The following is a 20,774-nucleotide window of genomic DNA, read 5'->3' on the forward strand; positions in this document are numbered from 1 at the left end:
TTAGAGGACCAATCCTGGGGACGTTTTTCATGTTTAGCCATCGTGGTACTTCCTGGGTGCTGGATTGTTTTAAGCCAGTATCGCATGGTAGACGCAGGTACTCCCATATCTTTGGCGACCTGAGCTTGAGAATTAGAACCTGTAAGTACCATTTTGACTACATTTTCCTTAAAATGCAAAGAGTAAGACATTGAAATAACTCCTGCCCCTTGTGATATTAAAAATAGGATGAAAGAGATATTTGGCTCCAAGAGGAGGCCCCCCGGGGGGCCTCCTCTTGGCCCTCCCTCAAAATTCATCCAAGGCGACATCTATCCTGACACATGGGGTTGAAAATAAAGGCAACACCACAGCCCATGACCTGGAACTGACTGACAACCTGCCCTCTGGATTGAGAAATGTGCAGACACTTCAAGTCAGTGGAGATATTCAACCAGATCTGAACAATCACGGTAATGCATGGTCTACCCAACCCTTTGACCTGCCGGCTGGAAACAGCCTGACCATAACCTTTGCCGCAGTCATAGCTGACACTGTCCTGCCTGGTGATAAGATTCAAAACACTATTTCTGCAACTTTCTCCAGCCTGCCCGGTCCAAGCGATCATCAGCGTGATGGAAGTGATGGCAGCCATCAGAATGATAGCGAAGTTCTAAACAACTATAATACCAGCGCCGGATCTCAGACATTGACCATTGGAGATCCTGTGACCCTGGACAAGCGCTTTCACCCTGATCCTTCCAGAAACACCTATACCATTGGTGAAACACTAACCTACAGGCTGCGGGTCGATTTGATCCAAGGTACTGTTAACAGTCTGGTCTTAGTGGATGAACTGCCCACGGGACTTAGTTTTATCAGTGCTTCTCTGGGGCTGGGCAATGCCGGTATAACTACAGAGTATTCCGGCACCCCCCAGCAAAGCGGCAGCACTTTGACTTTTGACTTGGGGACTGTAACCAACCCGGCCAACGACAACACTGAAGATGACTTTCTGACTGTTGATATCCAGGCCCGGGTTGAGAACATCCTGGCCAATCAGGACGGCGTGGTTCTGGGCAACAATGCCCACCTGACCTTTCAAGGCCCTGAGGGAGATGAGTGGCGCGATTTTGACGCAGACGCTGATGAGCCAGGCATACAACCTTTGAACCTGACCGTGGTTGAGCCTGATCTGCAGATCAGTAAAGCAGCCTCAACCACAATAATATCACCGAACAAGGATATAACTTTCACTCTAACCATAGAGCATACTGGTGACAGCACCGCTGATGCCTATGACCTGTGGATAGGTGATACCCTGCCTGACGGTCTGAACTATATTCCGGATTCAGCCAGTCCTGCTCCTGCCATTGTAGAGGATCAGACTCTGATCTGGAATATTGCTGCACTGACCAGAAATACTGGCAGTACAATCGTAACCTACCGGGTTGAGAGTAATGACTCGGCCGTTCATGGAGACAGGCTGCGCAACACTGCTGAACTAATGTACGCATCCAGACCTGGTGCCACAGGAGATGCAGATAGTGGACGAAATGGTATAGACGGCCAGGATGGACTTAACGATTACGTATCTGCAGCTGAAATATCTACGGATTTTGTAGATGGTCGTCTCGATATCGAGAAAACAGCCTACCTGGGCCATGACAATGGTGCTGGATGTCCGGGCGAGAAAGAACTGGTGGTGGTTAATAAGGATCCCATACCAGTGGATATGACCTGGTGCTTTGTAGCCACCAATACCGGTGAATCCTGGCTGGATGAACCTGTCTTCACTGATGAGGGACTTAATGTAACCCCACAGGATCAGAGCGGCATGCAGCTGCGCAATGGGGACTTTCCTCTGGCACCTGGCGCAAGTGCTGTGTGGTTCTATGAAGAAACCAGATTGAGAAGCCTGGTTAACTATGTGGAACTGGAAATGATTCCGGTTGAACCTGACGGATCAGAAATCCCCGGAGCAGAGCCTGTTGTTGCATCGGACAGCATACCAGCCATTTTTGGGTATGTGTTTGATCCACCATTTGGCGTCAAAAAAGGCACTGTTGATGATCAAAGCATTGTCCGCTGGACCATGGTATGGGTCAACGACAATGTAATCAGGGCTGATGGGGTGCTCATAACTGATCCTCCTCCTGAGGGCATGACCATGTTCGGAGCACCTGAATGCACTGCTTATGGTTCGACCACGGTTGATCAATGTGCTTTTGATCCGCCAAGTGCAGAGTTTCCAAGAGGAAGAGTCCGCGTACTGGCCAACTTTGGCCCGGATTTCGGAGTAACCCTGGGAACAATAAATGAGGCTGAAAACCGTCTTGAGATAGCCTTTGATGTCCTGGTGGACAACCCGGAAGTTGAAGCAACCTATGAGAACAAGGGCCATGCTGAGTGGACTCCGCCAGGTGAGGATGAACCATTTGAGGCAGAAACTTATGACGAAGAACAACTTAAAGACTTGGATCCTGATCTTCCGCCATCTGATGTGCCGGATCAGGATGATCCGCGCCCCACTCCGGTTCCCATAGATCCTGATCCTTCAGCACCAAGGGCTGACCTGGTTCTGACCAAGACCGTGGACAATCCGAGACCGCAGGTTGATCAGCAGGTCCAGTTCACAATCAGAGTAACCAATAACGGACCTGACAATGCCACAGGCGTAAGAGTATCTGAACAACTGCCTGCCGGATATGCATTCTTATCAGCCAGTGCAGCCCAGGGAAACTATTCTCAGGCCACAGGCATCTGGAATATCGGCCCGTTGAATAATGGTCAAAGCACTGAAATGGTCATTACTGTGCGGGTACTTGAGAATGGACCATATACCAATTATGCATCAGTGCGCGGTGATCAGGTTGATCCAAGAGGAGATAACAACGGTGATGATGCAACAATTACCATTGTTGCTGTTACCCCACCGCCCCAATCCATCCCCACCATGTCTGAATGGGGACTGATAATCATGTCTATGCTCATGGCCCTTTCCGCCCTTTATATGAGGCGCAGGGGCTACTTCTAACACCCCCCTGGAGCGGGTGCAGGCTATAAATCAGCCTGCGCCTGCTCCATAAAAATATATATCACTAATGCTCAGATTTTTCCTGTACTTTTTTACCATCCAGGCTGTGCTCTTTACCTTAGAGCTCTGGCGGCCAGTCCGAGAAAGGGTGATTGAACCCTTTACCACTGCCCTGGCCTTTATCAGCGCCTGGATTGTTGGAATTTTTGACAAGGGAGTGGAGTCTTCAGGCATTGTCCTGTACCATATTCCCAACAATTTTGCCGTAAGCATTGAAGCAGGATGCAACGGGGTAGAGGCCATGATTATCCTGGCTGCAGCAATCCTGGCCTTTCCAGCATCATGGAAGCATAAACTTATTGGCCTTGGCCTGGGTTTTGTAGCTATCCAGTCTCTGAATCTGGTGAGGATTATTTCTCTTTTTTATATTGGTCAGTGGAGCTATGCAGTTTTTGAGTGGACTCATCTTTACCTGTGGCAGGCACTGATCATGCTGGATGCGCTTATCTTCTGGCTGGTATGGATACGCATGCTGCCCCGCAAGGAAGAGGCACAGAGCCTGCTGGCTGGCAGTTCCAGCATCAAGGAGCCAAAAGACAGGCAGCACAAGCCAAAAACCAGACCCAAAAAGAAACGCCCCAAACGAAAATGAATATTCTCAGGCACAAAATTCTTTCAGGCTTTATACTGCGTCTGCTCTTCTGGCTGCCGGTGTCCTTTACTGCCTGGCATGTGCTGGCAGGAAGTCTTATAGTACCGGTTGGATGGTTTACATCCCTGTGGCTGGAACTGTTCGCAGCGGGTCAGATTGAAAGCCTGTCAGCTTCAGACAGAATGCTGAACTTAGAGACTAATCTGCAGGTAACAACTCAGGACGGTCAAACCGGCTATCTGCTTTTTCAAATCAACCCCCTTTCTTACTGCTGGAACCTGCCCCTGCTGTCTGCCCTGACCTTGTCAACGGGTATTGGATACATGTCCTGGCTCAGGCTTGCCGGGGGATTTATTATTCTGCTGCCTTTCCAGGCCTGGGGAGTGGCATTTGAATTCCTCAAGCTGACCACCATCCAGTACGGTCCTGACATTGCAGAGCAAATGGGCTATGGTGCCCTGGGACGGGAATTTGTGGCTCTGGGGTATCAATTCGGTTTTCTCATGCTTCCGGTTATATCCACTTCAGCCACCTGGATTGCCATGCACCGCTGGTTTATCAGGCAAATTGTTTCAGAAAGATAACTATTCAAAGCTGCAGGAATTGTTGATGAATCAATACAAACTCTTTACGCTGCTGACAGGCAAGCTTGAAATATCAATAATTCAAGTCCATCTTCACGCCAGAGGCAGCGTAAAGCTGACTGTAGTTCCCTTACCTGGCTCACTTTCAATCCAGATCTTTCCGCCATGCTGTTCAATGAACTGTTTGCACAGGATCAAACCCAGACCCGTGCCCTTCTCACCCTCAGGAGCAGTTTAGACCACTAAACCTTCCTTTTTGTACCTGTTTAGCGCTTCTAAGTAACTAAGACCAAATTAGTAATAAATTCAGAGCATTATGGATTTACCTTACAGATTGATTCGGTCGCTTAGGCACCTTCGTGGATGACAGATTTTGAGCAACTACACATGTAACACCTCATGTGTCATTGCGAGCGAGTCTTCGAGCGCGGCAATCTCAAACGTGTTAAGGCTGATTTTTAAGTTACTCACAGGTTCGGTCCCGGGCCGCCCGGGTGAGGCGCTTCTAAGTAACTAAGACCAAATTAGTAATAAATTCAGAGCATTATGGATTTACCTTACAGATTGATTCGGTCGCTTAGGCACCTTCGTGGATGACAGATTTTGAGCAACTACACATGTAACACCTCATGTGTCATTGCGAGCGAGTCTTCGAGCGCGGCAATCTCAAACGTGTTAAGGCTGATTTTTAAGTTACTCACAGGTTTGGTCCCGGTCCCCCCGTGTGAAGAGCTTCTAAGTAACTAAAACCAAATTACCAACAAAATCAAACGTTTATAATTTTCACAATTTTAATAACTTACTCCTGAAACCCTGTCATAAAAAACAAGAAAATTTGAAGCGCAAAGGCACCCCGGTTGAATGCCCTTCGGGCTTGCTCTTCGAGCAATTCAACTGGGCAGGCAAAGGACTCAAAGTTAAAGACAATAAGGAAGATTTTTTTGAAAACCGGGCATCGGTTTTTAAAAAGGCTGCCTTTTCATTTGCCCCCTGCCTTGTTAAACAGACGTAGTCTCCGTCGCAGATTTACCCGGTTTAATATCTGCCATTTAACTGGGCGGGTTTAACTGGGTTCCCCGGCAAATGAAAAATCTTCTTTCTTCCTTTGCGCCCTTTGCGTCTTGAGTGAGTCTTCGAACGGGCGGTTTAAATATCTTTTTTTTGGTTGTGGGCACAGCCCGCATTAGGATTTTTACATATGATTGATTCTCAATTACCAGAAAAGTTCCGTCAAAGATGAGAGCTTTACGCCTGGCACAGCTTCCTGCCCGGAGGCTTACAGCCCGGAGGGGGGCTGTCCCTCGCTTTGTAAATTTTTTCATTTAAGCAAATTTTTCCAGGAATCAATGGAGCATCAATCTGTTTTATAATACCCCGCGGGGACTGTCCCAATTTCCAGAAAAGTGACAGAGTCTTAAAGTTACTCGCAGGTTCGGTCCTGGTCCGCCCGGGTGAGGAGCTTTTAAGAAAAGCAGGGGACAGGTACTCCGGGACCCACTTGAGCATCAATTTGTGCTCAAAATGACTCTTTTTTTTGGGCAAGTGGGTCCCGAAAAAGCCAGTCCCCCTCCGGGATGTAGGCCTCCGGGCAGGAAGCCATGCCACATCCAAAGCGCTAAACAGGTACTTTTTTACTTAGACCATTCAACAGTGGCTAAAGGGTGGCCAAAATCTTTTTTGGGGTTGCAGGCGTAGTCAGCAAAAAAGAAAGGTAGAAACCGGGTTGTTATTTAAGCAAGTGACCTGTGATGGCGCTGCAACACATCAACTTATGTGTACTTAAGAACTCCAATAATGATGGCAGCCATGGTCAAGGACGTTCCAAAAGACCAGATCATAAAGCGATCAATCCTGCGTGTCAGGGCTTCAAAACGCTTGTCAACCTGCTCGAAACGCTTGTCCATCTGCTCAAAGCGGGCATTCATATCCATACGCATTTCTTCAAAACGCTTATCAACCTGCTCGAAACGCTTATCAACCTGCTCAAAGCGGGCGTTCATATCCTCACGCATTTCTTCAAAACGCCTGTCAACCTGCTCAAAACGGGCACTCATGTCCTCTCGCATTTCCACAAAACGCCTGTCTACCTGTTCAAAGCGGGCGTTCATATCCAGACGCAACTCTTCATAACGCTTGTCAGATTGCTCAAAGCGTTTTTCCATCTGAGTAAGGATGGAACGAATCATTTCGCGCTGATACTTAAGCTCTTCTTCAACTCTGATCATGCGCTCCCGTAGTTCTATCTCATATACTGCAGGCGGTTTGCCAAGACTTTGCTCAGCAAGCCACACTGACATATGTTCTTTCAGGTAATTAACCTGATCAGCAGTAAATACTGGCTCTGCCATTAATAACCCTCCTTGGTTAGTGTCAGCTAATTTTCTATTATCTATTGAACAAATCACTGTCAACTAATCACCCTTGAGGTGAAATATTTTGTTAGCACTTGATAAAGAGCTTTTTGATTCAGTGGCTTATTCAAACACTCATCAAATTCACCGGGTAAAGAAAAATTTGTATCATTTGATTCTAAGCTGGTCATTCCAATTATGGGGACATTGCTTCTGGTTGCAGACTTCAGATTTCTGATCTTTTCTGCAGCCTCATCTCCTGACATTTTGGGCATTCTTATATCCATCAAAACAAGGTCAAAAGAGTGTTTCTTTGTAAGCTCTAAAGCTTCTAACCCATTGGAAGCTGACATTACATTTATATTCAGCTTCTCCAAAAAAAACGTCAGTAGCTGGCTGTAAAGTTCACAGTCATCTGCAATGAGAACTTTGTTTACGGTTAAACCAGACAGATACATGTTGCACTCTAAATCCTGTTTCAGATCGTTTGGCCCGAGAGCAGATTAAAATTTATCCAACTCCCAAAAAATGCCAATCACCCTTTGGTATGATGAAAACATAAAAAAAAATCATACCAAAGGTCAATTGGATTCATAAAAAAATCAGGCCAATCATACAATTTAGCCGCTACTGTCAAACAAACTTTTCACATCTGCCCCTCCTCCTGCCCCCCTGAGTCACCCTTTGGAATGACAGTAACCATCAAAAAAATCACTCCCAAGTTTAATCGACATCGTATGAACATACTGTATAGTAACTATTATTAGATGATGAACGCAGGCGAATTACTCTTTTCTGAAGAAATCAAAGGCTCCTGCAACATGAGGGAGAAGGTACATGACAGCTCAGCGCTCAAAGCCAGGAATATGTTCAACTCAAGACTACAGCTTTGAAGCTGTATATGTAGCCAGACAGCCTGTATTTGACAGGTCAATGAACATCTGGGGCTATGAATTGCTGTTCAGAGAGGGACAACTATCCAGCTCCGCCCGGATTCAGGATGGCAATATAGCCACATCAAAGGTGATCATGGATGGCTTCAGCCTGGCCTCAGATCTTATTGCAAGGGGACAAAGGCTGCTCATCAATTATCCTGAAGAAATGATTCTCCAGGGTGCGCCCAATGCCCTTCCATCTGAAACAGCTGTGGTGGAAATTCTTGAAACAGTCAGGCCTACTGAAGCTATTCTCAGGCGCTGCTCCAGGCTCAAGTCAGAAGGATACCTGCTGGCCCTGGATGACTTTGTGGGTCAGCCGGAATACGAGCCCATCTTGAATATTGCGGACCTGGTCAAAATTGATGTCCTGGATATGAAAAAGCATCAGATTGAAGTGCTTGTGAGTCAGTTCAAATCAAACCATTCTGTGCAGCTCCTGGCAGAAAAGGTTGAAGACCAGGACATGTATAACCTGTGCAGGGAACTTGAATTTGACTTGTTCCAGGGATATTTCTTCAGCCGCCCCGAGATAATCAGCGGCAAAAAACTGTCAGCCAGCCACATTGCCAGACTGGAAGTCTTGAATGTCCTGAACTCTGCTGACCTGGATTTAAAGTTGATATCTGAGATAATTCAGCATGATATATCATTAAGCTATCGCCTGTTGCGCTATATCAACTCTCCCGGTATCGGAGTTACCCATGTGATCAAGTCCATAAATCAGGCCGTAACCCTTCTTGGACAGCAGAGGATAGCGGCCTGGCTCAGAGTGTTAATCATGGCTGACTTGAACTCCAGCCCACGTATTGGAGAATTGCTGTTTACTTCCCTCCAGCGAGCCAGGTTTCTTGAGTCCATTACCATGATTAATGATTCTGTCCCGCTTTCCCGGGACAACATGTTTCTGCTGGGGCTTTTTTCCCAGCTTGATGCCATTATGGTCCAGCCCATGGAAGAGCTTGTGTGCTGCCTGTCACTTGAAGAGGAAGTTAAAAATGCGCTCTTGGGGCACAATCAGGACCTGAAGCAGTGGCTGGACCTGGCTGTTGCCTGTGAACGTGCCAAGTGGGAAGAAACAGACCACCTGCTTCGAAAATTAGAAATCTCACCTGCTGAAACAGCAAAAAAGCTGAACCAAGCCATGGTCTGGACAAAGCATTTTCTTAACATTGCACGGCTGAAGCCCTGATCACATACTGCACCTTTGTCAGCCCTTTGAGGCCCAACCCCTGCTGACCAAATTGAGCGAGAGCATTAAGCGTTTCTGAAAACTATAAATCCGAGCTGTATGTCATAACTATTTTGGAGTTAAAATCCGATTTTGACGGCCTGGCAAGGCTTCCTGCCCGGAGGCTTACAGCCCGGAGGGGGACTGTTCCTGGCTTTGGGACAGTCCCCAATTGACTTTTCAGAAACGCGTAATGCTCCTATATAAACGCTATCAGAGAGACTTCAGTGTAATCCTGCTGGATATTGATCACTTCAAAAGGATCAATGACCAGTATGGGCACAATGCAGGCGATGATGTCCTGAAACAGACGGCTATCATTCTTAAAAGCTGTGCCAGAAAACAGGATGCCGTGGCCAGATGGGGCGGTGAAGAGTTTATCCTTCAGCTGCCTGAAACAGGAGCTGCACAGGCTGCCAGGGTAGCAGAACGAATCAGGCAGGCCATGGCTGATCATTTATTTGTCAAGGGAATCAGGCTTACAGCCAGCATGGGAGTTGCAGCCATGTCAGAAGTGGAGTCACAGGATATTGATATCCTGGTAAACTGTGCGGATGAAAAGCTGTATCAGGCAAAAAAGGAAGGTAGAAACCGGGTTGTTCTTTGAAGGAGTGACCTGATTAAAGCGGACATTCATGTCCAGACGCAGTTCTTCATAGCTTTTGTTAGTACTACAGTGAAACTTCTGAAATTTTATTACTTGTCTCAATTGAGGACAGACACTCCAGGACCCAATTGAACATCATTTTGTGCTTAAAATATCTCATTTTTTGGGACAAGTGGGCCCTGGAGTGCCTGTCCCCCTCCGGGCTGTATGCCTCCGGGCAGGAAGCCATGCCACATCCAAAGCGCTAAACAGATACCAAAAATTTCATTTTTGACTGGGACTGAGTTTACAAAAATATAATGAAATTTTGTAATAGTTTAGCCCTTTTCTAAGGTAAGCAGGGGACAGGCACCCCAGCCCTTGTTTTTTGTTGATGTAAAACACAGATTTAATAAAACAAGGGCTGGGAGAGCCAGTCCCCGTGCCAAATGCAAATGGCTAAACTGTTACGAAATTTTTAATTAGTTTTAGAAAAAAGTATGTAGGGATGACTTTTTGAATTCCGCATAATGATACTCTTCAGGAGTTTAAGATGATAAATGAAAGAATTGATATTAATGTACCGAAAGACGTTCAAGAAAACTGGCAGCAACTCGCTGATTTAATTGCTCAGTTGTGCAAAGTACCTGTCGGGCTGATTATGAAATTGAGCGGACCTGATATTGAAGTTCTGATTTCAAGCCGAGGCGAAGAAAACCCTTATCATGCTGGATACAAGGAACATTTTGAAGATTCAGGCTTATATTGTGAAACTGTAATCAAATCCAATAAAAAACTCTTGGTTCCAGATGCGTTGGCAGACAAAAAATGGAAAAATAACCCGGACATAAAGCTGAGCATGATATCTTATCTTGGATTCCCGATCATGCTGCCAAATAAAACCCCATTTGGAACAATTTGTGTTCTTGATAGCAAACGAAATGAATTCTCTTTAATTATCGAACAACTCATGTTAAAGTTCAAGCACATCATAGAGAACAACCTTGAACTATTATATATGAATCAGGTTTTAGATGATAAAAATAGACGATTAACAGACTATCTCATGGAAATTCAAGCTTTTCGGGGTATCGTGCCTATCTGTTCAAGTTGCAAGGCAATTAGGGATCAAGAAGGACAGTGGCAGCCTATCGAGCACTACCTTATCAAACATCCGGAAGCTGACTTTAGTCATGGGATGTGCCATAATTGTATAAAAAAATTATATCCGAAATTTTATAAAGGCTCTTAACAGCCTGATAACCAATAAAAATAGAGTCGACCAACCAGAAAGCCTTGAATGGTGGCGCTGTTAAGAGATGAACTTAGGGACCTTGAAATGGTTCCCATGTTTACTTGAAAGCTATACGGCTCTGCAAATAATTTTGCTGTAAGATCGTTTTCGATTGCACCTTGCAGCTATGTCATGATGATAATCCGGTATTAAACTTGAAAAGAATACCATTCGCAAGCATCATTTGATAGGAATTCCCGAAGTCCTGGTGGATACGGTTTTCTGATCCTGCGAACTTACAGTGTTCACGGTTTCCTGCCTGCATACTGACCTGTCCAGCTTAATAGTTGGCGGCAGCTTTTTCAAAAGCACTTAAGCCCAGACAGTAAGCCCAGTTTATAATTATATGATAGTTAGTTTTCATCCGGAAAAGGTTCTTTTTCCCTTTGGTTGAGCCTGCCACGTGTCTCGCGTGGTCAATCTGCACAATTATTCGTCAACGTATCAAGATGCGCCTCCTCATAATTACTCGATTTCATTGCCAAAAGAAAAAAATTTATCGCTTAAGGTAACTATTCAAAGCTGCAGGAAATATGATGAACAATACAAACTCTTTACCCTGCTGAGATAGAAGCCTGAGATATCAATGGACTCCAAGTCCATCTTCACGCCAGAGGCAGCGTAAAGCTGACTGTAGTTCCCTTACCTGGCTCACTTTCAATCCAGATCTTTCCGCCATGCTGTTCAATGAACTGTTTGCACAGGATCAAACCCAGACCCGTGCCCTTCTCACCCTCAGTTCCTATCTGCCATTGACCCTTTTTAACGGAAAAGATTGAAGACAATATCTCCTGATCCATGCCCATGCCGTTGTCTTGAACGGATAGAACAGCATGGCGGCCATCCTGACTGGCTATAATAATGATTCTTCCCTCGCGTTGGGTAAATTTAATGGCATTAAACAGGAGATTGCGGATTACAGTCTTAATCATGGGTTCATCAACCAGAACTTTTATCTCCTGGGGAACCTCAACGCTGATAGTAATTTCCTTTTTTGCGGCCACATCCTGTGGAGCAGCGAGCACGGTTTTTACCAGTTCATACAGCTGGAATGGCCGGGGAGCATAATTCATACTCCCCTGGCTCATGCGAGCCCACTGCAGCAGGTCATTCAAAAGGTCCAGAGTATTGCTGGAATTGACATGCAACTGCTTACAAAGCATCTGAATTTCATTTTTAGAAAATACATCTATTTCATTGGAAAGCATCTCTGTTGACCCTGAAATCCCGGCCAATGGTGATTTGAGATCATGAGCAATAATGGTAAAAAGCCTGTCTTTGTCAACATTTGCAGTATGGAGTTGCTGATTTGAACTGGCTAATTTCCGAGCAATCATGACTCCTGTGATAATGGAGGCAAGTGTTGCTGCCAGCACAATTCCCATAGTGAAGCGCTGAGCTTTGTTGATATCAGACATGATCTCAGCTTCGGATATACTGGTCACCAGAACCCATTCCAGGCCACGCATTTCAGACAAGGGGACGGCAGAAACAAAGTAGCGCTGGCCTGCAACATTTGAAGTAAAATGAATGGGCTGTTCAAATCCTGATTCACCATCCAAATACTGTTCCAGATATATGGAAGCCTGGCGAGTCAACTGGTCCGCACTGGCTGTCCCAGCAATTCTTTCAAAACCATGCTCTGTGGACTGAGTTACTTCTTCCGCGACTGATGTGGCCACAAGGAGTCCGTCTGGCTCCAGCAAGAATACCTGGTGGGCCCGGCCCTGCACCACCTCCTGAAGATACCTGCTGATAAAGTCCAGTGAAGAGGCTGTCTGATGCACTCCAAGCAGGGTCCCCTGATCATCAAGGATGGGCAACACAGCAGTCAGGCCCATTGACCTGCCTGAAGCCCAGAGATAAATGGGACTCCAGATTGCTTCTCCCGCCTGCACCGCTGTTTTATACCAGGGCCGCTGCCGGGCATCATAACCAGGCTGTTCGTGCATCAATTCAGCTTTCTGGCCATGAGCATCAACCTTGAACACCCGGTAAGTACTGTCATACATCTTATCCCTGATGGCCAGGGTAAACACTCCATCCTCAGCACGACCTGCACCAATAAAGTTACCCTGTTCTTGAACGCCCACAGCCATATTTTGAATACTTTCAAAAGCCTTGAGCTGACTTAATTTTCTTTCACCGAATAATTCCAGATCATTTAAAGATTCAGGATTGTGAAGAATACAGCTACTGTTGATCTCATTGAGGGCATGGGGCAGTTCCACAAAATTGCTTAATTTATTCTGAACATTCTGGGCCACTTGGGCCTGAAGCTGCATGGCCATATCAGTGATGGCCTTACGACTGCCTGCAAAAGATATGAAAATGATTACCCCTGCAGTTATGGCAACCAGGCCAACAATGGTCAGAACTATGCCAATATACGATCGTCCAGATTTGGACATTTGATTGACTCCTGCTGATAATTGAAGTGCTTGTTTGATGTCACCCAGAACAAGACCTGCTCAAGAAAAACAAATCCGTGAGGGTAAAACCCTCCCCGGCCGCATCCGAAGCTACATATTACTACAAAAAATTCTATCTGGAAAGTAAGAACTTTGGATGGAAACAAAAATGTTTTAAGAACCAAAACTCCAACAGTTAAGCACAACCGATTCTGTTTTAAAAGTCAGAGTTGAATGCTCTGTGGGCCAATTTTTGGAGCTATCCAACGGAAGGCGAAGTTCAGGAGCAGTTTACGCCACAAACCTTCTTTTTTAACTCAGCCCATTCAACAGCGGCTAAAGAGTGGCCAAAATCTTTTTTTGGGTTGCAGGCGTAGCCAGCGTCAGGTATTAGTGTTCTATCTTAGTGTGTGACTATCAGATCCGAAACTATAGCTTTCCCAGGCACTACTCGTCCTGGACACAGTGCTCTTATGCATGTCAAACACGAGAAAGTCCGCTAACCTTTGACTGTCCGGAAAACTAAGAGAGAGATAATGTATAATAATTCACCCGGTCAGGGTAAATGGCTGGCCTTTTCCAAGCGCCTCGCAGCTGTTCTTTTGCTTGCCGGCATAATCCTAACTGCCAGTGTACTGTCTTTTATGCAGATAAAGACGGAAACTTCTTTACAAACTGCCATGGTTATGGAGGGAATCTTTGCGCTGCTGGTCGGGCTGGTTCTGGTATTTATTATCTGTTGTCCCCATAAATGGATGCGTAGATTGGAAAACAGTTATTGGGTACCCCTCACCATGGGAGTGGGTATGATTTTTTTGTATGCTGCAGCAGATTTTACAGATAATTTTGTAATGACAGCCCCAGGTGGATTTCTGCATATTTTTGAAGAGACTGCCAAACTTATGGGTGCATCTTTGATGATAATATCTGCAGGTCTTTGGATCAAAGAGCTTCTCAAATGGCATGAGCTTCAAGGAAATATGAAAAGCCTTGCACAGAGCGAACAGCGCTTTCATGACGTTGCCGAAGCTGCGGGTGAATACATCTGGGAAGTTAACCCTGAAGGCACATATATATTCTTGACTGCAAGAGTGGAAGAAGTACTTGGCCGCAAAGTGGACGAAATACTTGGAAAGACACCCTTTGTTTTTATGCCTTCCCAGGAGGCCTCAAGGGTTGAAAAAATGCTTGCTGGATGGGCAGAAAGAGGCGATTCCTGGCAAGGCCTGGAACATCAGTCTTTACGTCCGGACGGCAGAATTGTCTGGCAGAGAGTAAGCGGGATGCCCATAAAAAATGACAGCGGAGAGCTTGTCGGTTTCAGAGGCACCGGGCTGGATATTACTGCAGAAAAGCAGGCAAGACAGGCCCAGCAGGAATTGTCTGAGCGCTTGAAACTGGCTACGGAGGCAGCCGGACTGGGTATATGGGATCTGAGAACGAGTGACGGATACCTGAAATGGGACGAGGGCATGTATCTTATTTACGGGGTCAGCCCGGAAAGTTTCAACAATTCTGTAAAGGACTGGACTGACGCTCTTTTGCCTGAATACAGAGAACAGGCAGAAAAAGATTTTATGGCAGGAATTGCCCACCAGGGAGCATACCGGTCCGAGTTCAAGATACTCAGAAAGGATGGGGAGATCCGGAATATAAAAGCCATGGCCCAGTCCATCCATGATAAAAATGGCAATCCTGTACGGGTAGTGGGCATCAATGAAGACATTACAGAGCAGAAACTTGCAGAAAAGTACTTGCGCCAGGAAAGAGACTACTCTTCACGTATCATCCAGATGTCGCCTGCAATTATCTGCGGCATATCCCCTGACGGAATCTGCAACTATGTCAATCCTGCCGGTGAAAGAGTTACAGGTTACCGTGCACAGGAACTGGTTGGCAAAAGCTGGTGGGATGTACTATATCCTGGAGCATCCAACGAGCAGGTCAGAGATTTATTTCTAAAAATGCAGAACGGACCTGTGCAAAACTACGAAATGACCCTTACGCGTAAGGACGGACATACACGTACAGTAGAATGGAGCTCCATGAACCGGGTGGATCAGGACAATAATTTACTTGAGGTTGTAGGCTTTGGTCACGATATAACTGACAAGAGGGTTGTTGAAAAAGAACTTCTCAATAGGCAAGGTGAGCTGGAGAAAACAACCCGGGAACTGGAAGGTTTTTTTAACGTCACTCTTGGCCTGCTGATGATAGCTGATTTGGACGGGCGTATCCTGAAGTTAAACCGAGCCTGGGAGGATATTCTGGGATATTCTGTCAGCGAACTTACCCAGAAAAACCTCCTTGAAATGGTGCATCCTGAGGACCTCGAAAAAACTCGTAAAGCCATGAGCCGTTTGAACCAGAAAGAACAGGTAAAGGATGTGGTAAACCGCTATATGCACAAAAACGGGAGCTTCATATGGATGAGATGGCAGGCAAGCTCCCAGGATGGTTTGATCTATGCTTCAGCCAACGATATTACTGAGTCTAAGCTACTTCAAGAAAGGCTTGCCCAGGAAAAAGAGTTTCTACAGCAGATAATTGACAGCTCCCCCAATCCTATCTTTGCCAAAGACTGGCATGGGCGGCATACACTGGCCAACACCAGGGTTGCAGAGCTTTTCGGCACTACCAAGGAAGCTATGCTGGGCAAGACAGACTACGACATGACCGCTACTCAGGAAGAAATACAAGCCTTTCTCCGGGATGACCGGGAAGTGATGCTTACCGGCAAACCAAAGCATATTCCCCAGGAAAGTTTGACTGACAGCCAGGGACAGGTTCGCTGGTTTCAAACCACCAAGGTTCCGCTTATGCTTTCCTCCGACCCGAAAAAACGCCAGGTAATGGGCATAGCCACGGATATAACTCATCGCATGGAAAGCGAACACCGTATTCAAATTGCCAGGGAGGAGGCCGAGGCGGCCAACCGTGCCAAAAGCGAATTTCTGGCGAATATGAGTCATGAAATCCGTACTCCCATGAATGCTGTTATCGGGCTGAGCCAGTTGCTTCTGCAGACTTCCTTAGATGACCGGCAGAGAGATTACCTGACTAAAATCAGCACCTCCTCGCGCATGCTTCTCGGTATTATCAATGACATTCTGGACTACTCCAAGATTGAGGCAGGAAAGCTGGAACTGGACATGCACACATTCAAAGTTGATGAACTGCTGGATCAGATGAAGACCTTGTTCGGGTCTAATGCCGAAGTAAAAGGCCTGGAACTTATATTCAATATCCACTCCAACGTGCCCAGAGTACTAAAGGGTGATTCATTACGTCTCGGGCAGGTTTTTACAAACTTGCTGGGCAACGCTGTCAAATTTACAGAAAAAGGACATGTTGAACTCGTGGTGCAGAAGGCAGAAGGCAGAATACAGAGGGCTGAAGTCAGAGGTCAGAGGTCAGAGGCAGCAGGCAGGGAGTTTGAACCGGAAACTGTCAGGCTGCTTTTTGAAATTAAGGACACCGGCATCGGCATGGATAATGACCAGATTCAGAAACTTTTTCAGCCCTTTGCCCAGGCAGACACCTCCACAACCCGCAGATACGGTGGTACAGGCCTGGGACTGGTCATAAGCCGTAAACTTGTGCAACGCATGGGTGGTGAACTCCAGGTAGAGTCCAGACCAGGAAAGGGCAGTAATTTTTATTTTAATATTGAGCTTCCACTGGCTCATGATGCCGAAACAAGCTATGTCTGTTCTGGATTAGAAGGACAAAGGGCATTGGTTGTGGATGATCATGAAGCAGCGAGACAGGTCCTGCGCAATATACTGGAGAACTGCATGTTTGAGGTAACAGAAGCCCATGACGGCCAGTCAGCAGTAGATGCGATACTGAATGCAGATATGGCTGGAAATCCTTATGATTTTGTTTTCATGGACTGGAAAATGCCGGGGGAGATTGACGGTATTGAAGCTGCGCGCAAGATTGAAAAGCTGCACGATGAGGGTACCTTGAAAGGCAAGAGACCTCCTTTTGTAATAGTCAGTGCCTACCAGCGTGACGAGTTGCCTGAGAACAGTATTGAGTGCTACAATTGCTTTTTAAGCAAACCTGTGACATCGTCATCAATATTCAATGCCATTGCTGAAGCCTATGGAAAAGCACCGTCATACACCCGCGATGACCAACAGTTTAAAATACCCTCTTTCCAGGGTTATTCCATCCTCCTGGCTGAAGACAATCTATTAAACCAGGAGGTAGCCTCAAGAATGCTGGAAAAAACCGGGGCCGCTATTGCCCTGGCCAACAATGGTGCTGAGGCAGTGGAAATGGTTAAGGCAGGCAGCTTTGACCTTGTCCTGATGGATCTGCAGATGCCTGTCATGGATGGCTTTGAGGCTACGCGAAAAATCCTTGAGCTTTTTCCGGATCTTCCGGTTATAGCCCTGTCCGCCGCTGTAATGGAAGAAGACAGAAAAAAATCCAGTGAAGCCGGAATGCGAGAACACCTGCCCAAGCCCATAGAAACCACTCAGCTTTACCGGACTTTGGCCAAATGGCTGCGGGTCAGTGATACTGTCAAAGTCCAGACGAAGGAACCACAAGCAGATTTATCCCTGCTGCCTGACTCTTTGCCAGGATTTGATCTGAATCAGGGACTCAAATCTGCAGACAGGGATCCCATATTTTATAACAGGATGCTGCACCGTTTCCGGGACCAGTTAAACGGGGAGTTTGCCCGGATTGATGAAGAGCTGAGCAAGGGAAAAAGCGCAGATGCCCCCAGACTGGTCCATACCCTCAAGGGATTGGCCGGAACCGTCGGGGCTGTGCGCCTGGCTGATGCGGCAATTGCCATAGACATGGCCTTTAAAGAAAACAGGGATATAACAGCTGAAATGCGCTTAGAGCTGTCCCAGGCTATGGAAAATACCCGAATACAGTTAGACAGCCTGAAAAAAGCCCCTAATCAGTCTCAGAATGTGGAGCAGGAAGATGGTATTGATGCCATGTCCAGAATGCTGGAACTGCTTAAAAAAAGCGAGATGATCCAGGAAGAGCTTTTAGAGATGGTTACAGGTTTTTTACGAGGCCAGGTAAAAGAACTTGAGGTTGACGAACTCTCTGGACTGGTGGAAAACTTTGAATTTGATGCTGCCATTGAAAAATTAAAGGAGCTGGCCGCAAAAACAGGAGTTAATATAGAATGAATACCACCGATAGCCATGAAAAAAACTCAGTGCTGATAGTTGATGATCAGCCTAACAATATTCATACCTTGGGAACGCTCATCAAGGATGATTACAAGGTGATGGTGACCACCAGCGGATCCAAAGCTCTGGAGATTGCCCAGAGTGACAACCCGCCGGATCTTATCCTGCTGGACATAATGATGCCTGAAATGGACGGGTACGAAGTTTGCCGCAGGCTGAAAAGCAATGAACAAACTAATTCCATTCCGGTTATTTTTGTGACCGCCATGGATTCAGCCGAGGATGAAGAGAAGGGTTTTAACCTGGGTGCGGTGGACTATATATCCAAGCCCTTCAACCCTACAATTGTGCGGGCCAGGATCAAAACGCACATGAATCTTAAGATAAAGACAGACATGCTGGAAAAGCTGTCCATGCAGGACGGCTTGACAGCAATCCCCAACCGGCGTTTCTTTGATGAAAGCCTTTCTAAAGAGTGGTCGCGTTGCACCCGTAATGGCTTTCCTTTGTCCCTGCTAATCATGGATATTGACAACTTCAAGCTATACAACGACAACTATGGCCATGGAGCAGGAGACAACTGTCTGATAAAAGTAGCAGGAGCCATCAAAAACACGCTCCAGCGCCCAACAGATATGGCTGCTCGCTACGGAGGGGAAGAGTTTGTGGTACTGTTGCCTGAAACAGATGCTGCCGGGGCAGTACATGTAGCCCAGGGACTGAGGAAAGCAGTGCAGGGCCTGGGTATCACCCACCAGCACTCACCCACAGCATCAGTAGTCACCATAAGTGTTGGTGCGTCCACCCACTGTTTGGAAAGCCCTGCAAAAAACAAGGAACAATTATTGAAATGGGCAGACGAGGCCCTTTACCGGGCCAAGGAAATGGGCAGGAACCAGGTTCAGAGCGCCTGACCAGGCGCTGAAAAAGCTTTGCAACTTACTGACTTGAGAGTTAAAAGTTATCAGTTAATTGTTATTAGTTGAAGAAAAAAATATCATGATTTCAAATAGTCAGGTTCTGTAAACGTCTGGATATCTGAAGCTTGTAAAATGCAATAAATCCAAGGAGTTGCACAAGAACTTTTGACTGTCCAGTTACTGAGTAAAGCCTCTTTTGAAAAAAACGCGAAGATTTCCTTCATATCAGATTTGCACCTGGGTTAAATATAAGACAAGACAGTTTAAGACTCGTGCAGGAATAACCATGTAAGCGTTTAGTGTTTCAAGCCCGATGTCTTCAGCCTGCTAAACCCGTGCATCAAACCAAACCCTGACGATACTCTTCAAGATACCTCTGATAAGTCCAGTTACCAATCTTATCGATATTGTGATCCCTGACGCGGACCCATTTCATTTTTTTATCAGGAGTAATCAGTCCCTGATTGACAAACTCAATGCCCAGATCAACATCCTTGGTCACGGGATCTTCAAAACTGTACTTTATCTTTCCTTTTACCCAGATCTGTTCGCGCTGATTGTTGTCAGGTTCCAGCAAAACTATCCATACGATCATGGTTTGACCTTTATTCAATGAGAGACCGGCGTTTTTTGTACCATTCAACTTCAGTTGCAGCTTGAATCCGCCTGCCGAGAGATCTACGATCCTTATATTGCCCTTATGAATATCTTCCGTACTGACCAATGGCTTGTGCAACCCCTTTTTCTTGTCATTTGTAGCAGGACGAATAAAATGATCTTCCTGCCACACTGAAAACCCATGAACAAGTTTTGGATCCACACTTACCCTTAGACTGGAACGTCTTTGACCAATCTTTATCTCTGCAGGCATATTCATGGAAAAGATTGAATTTCCTGCTTTATCCTTTTGCAGCTTTCCAAGACTTGCCTTGAAATTGAAGAACATCTCCTTTCTGGGCTCTTTTTTAGTCACAAGCCGAAAATAACAAACCACTTCAAGCCCTTCCCAGTTGACACTGAATGAACTGCCTGATGATGCCTCAACAAAAAGTGTGCTTTTATCAAAATCAGATATTATGCCCTCCAGTCCTCCAATGCTTGAAGTACCATCCGGCAATGAAATAAACAGCTTGGACCTCTGGTCCATGGCTGCCTGGAAGCAATTTTTAATTTTATCTAAAGAATCAATCATAAAATTTAACAGTTAAGGCATGTTATACAAGTAACTACAATCGAATATGTGATAAATTCAGAATATTATGGCTATGCCATTCAGATTGCTTCGGTCGCTTAGGCTCCCTCGCGGGTGACAGGTTTTGAGAAACTACATCCCTGACACTTCAGGTGTCATTGCGAGCGAGTCTTTTTACCTCGTTGAATACACGCAGTGCAGGCGCAGCCATTCAACTGGGGCGAGCACGGCAATCCTTAACGTGCTAAGGTTATCTTCAGTTAGTCACAGGTTCGGTCCAGGACAGCCCGGGTGAGACGCTTATATGCCAGTTTTGAGTAGTTTTCCGGAAAATTTCAGGGCAGGTATTTTACCCAATATGTACGCGTAATCTCTAAGCTGCATGCAGAACTAAGAACTCACGCGTTACACACTAAAATCAAGAAGTGATG

The 20,774-nt window shown here is 46.0% G+C and carries 13 protein-coding genes and 1 pseudogene; 8 read left to right on the forward strand and 6 right to left on the reverse strand.

The genetic code is table 11. The annotated features are described in order from the left end of the window. Positions 1–191: transposase (locus tag LZ23_RS24560; protein ID WP_045213137.1), on the reverse strand; the 191-nt coding region annotated here is incomplete at its 3' end. Positions 192–277: 86 nt separating this feature from the next. Between LZ23_RS24560 and LZ23_RS08055 the strand changes: the two genes are divergently transcribed. The 3 genes from LZ23_RS08055 to LZ23_RS08065 all read left to right on the forward strand — a co-directional run bounded on the left by LZ23_RS08055 (position 278) and on the right by LZ23_RS08065 (position 4,252). After that, positions 278–3,016: an IPTL-CTERM sorting domain-containing protein gene (locus tag LZ23_RS08055; RefSeq protein WP_045213139.1), complete on the forward strand. Its 2,739-nt coding sequence runs from the start codon at positions 278–280 to the stop codon at positions 3,014–3,016. A gap of 67 nt (positions 3,017–3,083) precedes the next feature. Continuing rightward, complete coding sequence (gene xrtH / locus LZ23_RS08060; protein ID WP_084590952.1) at positions 3,084–3,668, forward strand: exosortase H; 585 nt, start codon at positions 3,084–3,086, stop codon at positions 3,666–3,668. Then, positions 3,665–4,252 carry an exosortase H-associated membrane protein gene (locus tag LZ23_RS08065; RefSeq protein ID WP_045213140.1) on the forward strand — a complete coding sequence of 196 codons (588 nt, stop codon included), beginning with the start codon at positions 3,665–3,667 and terminating at the stop codon, positions 4,250–4,252. Before xrtH ends, LZ23_RS08065 begins: the two co-directional genes overlap by 4 nt. 93 nt (positions 4,253–4,345) lie before the next feature. Here LZ23_RS08065 and LZ23_RS23340 read toward each other — a convergent pair. The 3 genes and pseudogenes from LZ23_RS23340 to LZ23_RS08085 all read right to left on the reverse strand — a co-directional run. Then, a pseudogene (locus LZ23_RS23340) lies at positions 4,346–4,462 on the reverse strand (sensor histidine kinase); the annotation flags it as partial. Positions 4,463–6,021: 1,559 nt separating this feature from the next. Further along, positions 6,022–6,600, reverse strand: coding sequence for a hypothetical protein (locus LZ23_RS08080; RefSeq protein WP_045213145.1), 579 nt, complete (start codon positions 6,598–6,600; stop codon positions 6,022–6,024). Positions 6,601–6,659: 59 nt separating this feature from the next. Beyond that, entirely contained in the window at positions 6,660–7,061 is a 402-nt protein-coding gene (locus LZ23_RS08085; protein ID WP_045213147.1) for a response regulator, read from the reverse strand. 379 nt (positions 7,062–7,440) lie between these two features. On the opposite strand from LZ23_RS08085, the gene LZ23_RS08090 reads away from it, so the two are divergent. From LZ23_RS08090 to LZ23_RS08100, 3 genes are all read left to right on the forward strand, one after another. Then, complete coding sequence (locus tag LZ23_RS08090; protein WP_045213148.1) at positions 7,441–8,730, forward strand: EAL and HDOD domain-containing protein; 1,290 nt, start codon at positions 7,441–7,443, stop codon at positions 8,728–8,730. A 232-nt stretch (positions 8,731–8,962) separates the two neighbouring features. Beyond that, positions 8,963–9,376: a GGDEF domain-containing protein gene (locus tag LZ23_RS08095; protein ID WP_157493133.1), complete on the forward strand. Its 414-nt coding sequence runs from the start codon at positions 8,963–8,965 to the stop codon at positions 9,374–9,376. Between the two features lie 532 nt (positions 9,377–9,908). Continuing rightward, positions 9,909–10,607, forward strand: a complete 699-nt coding sequence (locus LZ23_RS08100) for a GAF domain-containing protein (RefSeq protein WP_052507220.1) — start codon at positions 9,909–9,911, stop codon at positions 10,605–10,607. 647 nt (positions 10,608–11,254) lie between these two features. On the opposite strand, the gene LZ23_RS22445 is transcribed toward LZ23_RS08100, so the two are convergent. After that, positions 11,255–13,060, reverse strand: a complete 1,806-nt coding sequence (locus tag LZ23_RS22445) for a sensor histidine kinase (protein ID WP_052507223.1) — start codon at positions 13,058–13,060, stop codon at positions 11,255–11,257. A 536-nt stretch (positions 13,061–13,596) separates the two neighbouring features. On the opposite strand from LZ23_RS22445, the gene LZ23_RS08110 reads away from it, so the two are divergent. Together LZ23_RS08110 and LZ23_RS08115 are read left to right on the forward strand one after the other, a co-directional pair. Continuing rightward, a complete protein-coding gene (locus LZ23_RS08110) occupies positions 13,597–18,228 on the forward strand; it encodes a PAS domain S-box protein (RefSeq protein ID WP_045213151.1) in 4,632 nt (1,543 codons plus the stop codon). Next, on the forward strand, positions 18,225–19,145 hold the full coding sequence (locus tag LZ23_RS08115) for a diguanylate cyclase (RefSeq protein ID WP_045213153.1): 921 nt from the start codon (positions 18,225–18,227) through the stop codon (positions 19,143–19,145). The genes LZ23_RS08110 and LZ23_RS08115 overlap by 4 nt, the downstream gene beginning before the upstream one ends. Positions 19,146–19,491: 346 nt before the next feature. Here LZ23_RS08115 and LZ23_RS08120 read toward each other — a convergent pair whose 3' ends face one another. Further along, complete coding sequence (locus LZ23_RS08120; protein ID WP_045213154.1) at positions 19,492–20,343, reverse strand: PilZ domain-containing protein; 852 nt, start codon at positions 20,341–20,343, stop codon at positions 19,492–19,494. Between the last annotated feature and the right edge of the window lie 431 nt (positions 20,344–20,774).

The sequence above is a fragment of the Desulfonatronovibrio magnus genome (assembly GCF_000934755.1).
GTDB classification, from domain to species: domain Bacteria; phylum Desulfobacterota; class Desulfovibrionia; order Desulfovibrionales; family Desulfonatronovibrionaceae; genus Desulfonatronovibrio; species Desulfonatronovibrio magnus.

Excerpts from the sequence above, each read along its gene's own strand:
- LZ23_RS08115 (WP_045213153.1), top strand. The coding sequence starts at position 18,225 with ATGAATACCACCGATAGCCATGAAAAAAACTCAGTGCTGATAGTTGAT.
- LZ23_RS08100 (WP_052507220.1), top strand. The coding sequence starts at position 9,909 with ATGATAAATGAAAGAATTGATATTAATGTACCGAAAGACGTTCAAGAA.
- LZ23_RS08090 (WP_045213148.1), top strand. The coding sequence starts at position 7,441 with ATGACAGCTCAGCGCTCAAAGCCAGGAATATGTTCAACTCAAGACTAC.
- xrtH (WP_084590952.1), top strand. The coding sequence starts at position 3,084 with ATGCTCAGATTTTTCCTGTACTTTTTTACCATCCAGGCTGTGCTCTTT.
- LZ23_RS08080 (WP_045213145.1), bottom strand. The coding sequence starts at position 6,600 with ATGGCAGAGCCAGTATTTACTGCTGATCAGGTTAATTACCTGAAAGAA.
- LZ23_RS22445 (WP_052507223.1), bottom strand. The coding sequence starts at position 13,060 with ATGTCCAAATCTGGACGATCGTATATTGGCATAGTTCTGACCATTGTT.
- LZ23_RS08085 (WP_045213147.1), bottom strand. The coding sequence starts at position 7,061 with ATGTATCTGTCTGGTTTAACCGTAAACAAAGTTCTCATTGCAGATGAC.
- LZ23_RS08065 (WP_045213140.1), top strand. The coding sequence starts at position 3,665 with ATGAATATTCTCAGGCACAAAATTCTTTCAGGCTTTATACTGCGTCTG.
- LZ23_RS08120 (WP_045213154.1), bottom strand. The coding sequence starts at position 20,343 with ATGATTGATTCTTTAGATAAAATTAAAAATTGCTTCCAGGCAGCCATG.
- LZ23_RS08095 (WP_157493133.1), top strand. The coding sequence starts at position 8,963 with ATGCTCCTATATAAACGCTATCAGAGAGACTTCAGTGTAATCCTGCTG.
- LZ23_RS08110 (WP_045213151.1), top strand. The coding sequence starts at position 13,597 with ATGTATAATAATTCACCCGGTCAGGGTAAATGGCTGGCCTTTTCCAAG.